This window comes from Paenibacillus sp. 01L418, from assembly GCF_056400045.1.
The window spans coordinates 1-3,030 of sequence record NZ_JBFTSN010000607.1; the positions used below are offsets into that span (position 1 = coordinate 1).

3 protein-coding genes are annotated in these 3,030 nt (G+C 45.3%); 1 reads left to right on the plus strand and 2 read right to left on the minus strand.

Features of this window, described 5'->3' with window-relative positions; all coding sequences use genetic code 11:
- Positions 1–824, minus strand: an 824-nt coding sequence (locus tag AC1DSE_RS33485) for an IS110 family transposase (protein ID WP_477528933.1), incomplete at its 3' end; no start/stop codon positions are given.
- A 542-nt stretch (positions 825–1,366) separates the two neighbouring features.
- On the opposite strand from AC1DSE_RS33485, the gene AC1DSE_RS33490 reads away from it, so the two are divergent.
- Positions 1,367–1,570 carry a tyrosine-type recombinase/integrase gene (locus AC1DSE_RS33490; protein ID WP_477509324.1) on the plus strand — a complete coding sequence of 68 codons (204 nt, stop codon included), beginning with the start codon at positions 1,367–1,369 and terminating at the stop codon, positions 1,568–1,570.
- Between the two features lie 217 nt (positions 1,571–1,787).
- On the opposite strand, the gene AC1DSE_RS33495 is transcribed toward AC1DSE_RS33490, so the two are convergent.
- The coding region (locus tag AC1DSE_RS33495; protein WP_477528934.1) for an alpha/beta hydrolase family protein at positions 1,788–3,030 on the minus strand (1,243 nt) is incomplete at its 5' end.

Consider the following 3,030-nt stretch of genomic DNA (forward strand, 5'->3'; position numbering starts at 1 on the left):
GTGGTAACTCGTTCATATTCTTCAATGAGCCGTATTAAATCTGCCTTCGATTCTTCTACAGCGGTTCGATCTCCGATACTGCGTTTAGCATGTGCTATGAGCTGCGCAGCCTTCTCAATCCCCGTAGAACCCCCAGCGCGCTGCATATGGGTTCTCCAAGCTTTGATTACATCCGGTACTGCATACGTCTCCAAATCCTGTGGGCAAGGGAATGTCTTGAGGGTCGCCAATGACCGCTTACAGGTCCAGTCTTTGAATACCGATGGATATTCAGGAAAACGGATGTCGAGCCAACGCACAATGCGGTTCTGCAGTCGAACACTGTTCGCGACCCAGAATTCTCGGTCACTCATTATGGTCCGTAAGCGTTGAAACACAAGCGATTGTCGCGTGTACTCATAGTAGAAGCCCCGACTTACTGAATCTGCGATGACAAGTGCATCTTTGGGGTCGTTCTTTGATGGACTGTTATCTCGATTTTCTTTATTTCGCTTCGTCGTAGCAGGGTTAACCATGACCACATGTAATCCCTTATCTGATAACCAGTTAGCTAGGTTAAACCAGTAATGACCGGTTGGTTCCATGCCGATGATGAGCCTCTTTAATCGATGTTTCTGTTGTAGTTCGGTTATCCAGCGGCTTAATTTTTCAAAACCTTCGATAGAATTCGAAAACGAGAGATGCCGTTTTGAAATGACGATTCCTCGGAAATTTGTGGACTGTGCCACGTGAGTTTCTTTGGCCATGTCAATTCCTATGACAAGATGCGAGGTGGCAATTTGTTCAATCCGTTGATTTTGTGCGTCTGATTGCTTAAACTTCATAGTAAGAGCGCCTCCTTGATGTGTTGTCGACAAACCCATCATACCGAGGTGCTCCTTTTTTGACAAAGACTATTTCTTAGCCTCAACAGGAATGTTTAGCTTAACAGGACCGAGAGCCGAATGGCCCGAAGCGTGAATATGGTGTTATACGAGCCGGAAGCAGGTGATTCCAGACCTCTAAATTCCCGATAAACCCTTATGGATCAAGGGATCATGTCATTTGTAAAACAATCCCAATCGACTGCAAATATTCCGATTTTTCGTGAAAGTTATATGAAATCGTATATCCCATAGTTATACGATTTCTCCCCTCCTCCTTCGTATATCCGTTTTGGTTCGCATAACTTCATAAGGATATGCGAAGTGCAAAACCAAGATCACTTCATCATGAACGTCAATTGGAACGCTGCTGTGCAATTCTTTCTTCAGAATTGTAAATCTCGAAGCTTATTTCGTATACATATCTAATGAGACTTTTTGTTCCTGAAAGGTTCTTTCATCAATAATGAGCCAATCAGTACGCGCGCGCATTGCAATATAAGATGCATGCCTATGGTCACGCGGCAAACATTTCGGGAGTGAGAGTCTCTCCTCATACGTTCCGGCACTCGATGGCGAAGTTTCACATTTTGAACGGAGGCGATCCGTTGACTCTTCGGCGCATTTTGGGACATGCCACCCTCGATATGGTCGATTACTATGTCAAATTATTCAGCAGCGATATAAAACAGCAGCATAAAAAATAGAGTCCGGTGGAAAACATGAAACGCATCTTAGCGACGCCGTGCATGACGCGGAGTTACAAGCTACACAATTCCGATATRCCGAGTTTAGCGGCCAATTAGTGAAAAGGCATCTCTGTAGCATGCCAGAACGAAAAATATTTAGTTCTTGCATCCTTGTTGTATATGTTAATAAGAAAGAGAGTGTGCCACCGTCGGCACCCTTTCTGTAGTTTTCGGTTTATTCCTTCGGAAACTCAACCTCCGGATATGACGGATTCGGCTTGCTGATCAAGCCACCGCCGGTTTCTTTTAAATGCTTGTTGAAAAAATCCAAAACGTACCGGTTCACGATATCCGCGCTTCGTTCGCCGTCAATGTCGCCCGTCATGCCGAGCTGCTTCAAAAGTTTTGAATAAAGCTGTAAGTCGGTGAAGTTGTAATGCTCCGTACCTTCAATATACACCATTGATGCTTGGTCTATGATTTTGTATTCCTTTTTTCGTTCCTCAATCATCTTGTTGAATTCTTCTTTCGTTAAACCCGAATTTTTGATTTCTTCATCAGAAATCTTTCCACTCAGCGCCTTGTTTTTGATGTTCATAAAGCTGGTCGATTCCATGAACAGAAACGGCTTTGAAATCGCCTGCTTGTCGTTGACATTGTACAATGAACCGTCCATGTTGATTCCTGCTTTAATTCTGTGATTTGAATATGCGGCGTTAAACGCCGTGGCGCCGCCGAATGAGTGACCCATCATCCCGATGTTATCCATATCGAGTTTTCCCTCAAAGGCATCACGATTCAGCTGATCCAACTGGTTGATGACAAAGTCGGCGTCGTGCGTCCAAATGTTCCCGAGCTTGCTGATGTTTTCGGAAACTCCGTTCATATATGGCTCGGTTGTTAAACCTGTCACCCGTCCGTCTGGAAAAGCAGTTGCCATTGTGCTGTAAGTATGATCGATAGCCACTGCGACAAATCCATGACTTGCCAGATGCTCGGCTTGGGAAGCGTGCAGCAGCCGGCTTGTTCCGAAGCCGTGGCTGATTACGACGACTGGATATCGGGCTTCAGCTAATGAAATCGTGGTGTTTTCGTATGAGTTAGTTTTGATATAGCGCCAATAGTCCAAAGCAAACGCGGGAAGGCCGAATCCATCTGCGAACCTCTCGATATACTCGTGAAATGTGCTTGCGTCTTCGGAAAAGAGAGGTGCCTGTTTCTGTCCATTCAAACCTTGTGCGGGGTACCATACTTGGACCATCAGTTCTCTATGATCGTGCGGATTTTTTGTCAGCGTTTCTTCTCTGCCGTGGTCGGTCAAATGAAACATCTTCGTCCCGACCGAATAAGCACCGTCAGGCTTAGGCAAATCGAAAACGGGCAGGTATACAGACAGGAAGACGGAGACCGCCAGCATGGCGATTGTTAGAACATACAAGCCATATTTCAACGGCTTCCACATCCTGATATGAAACCTT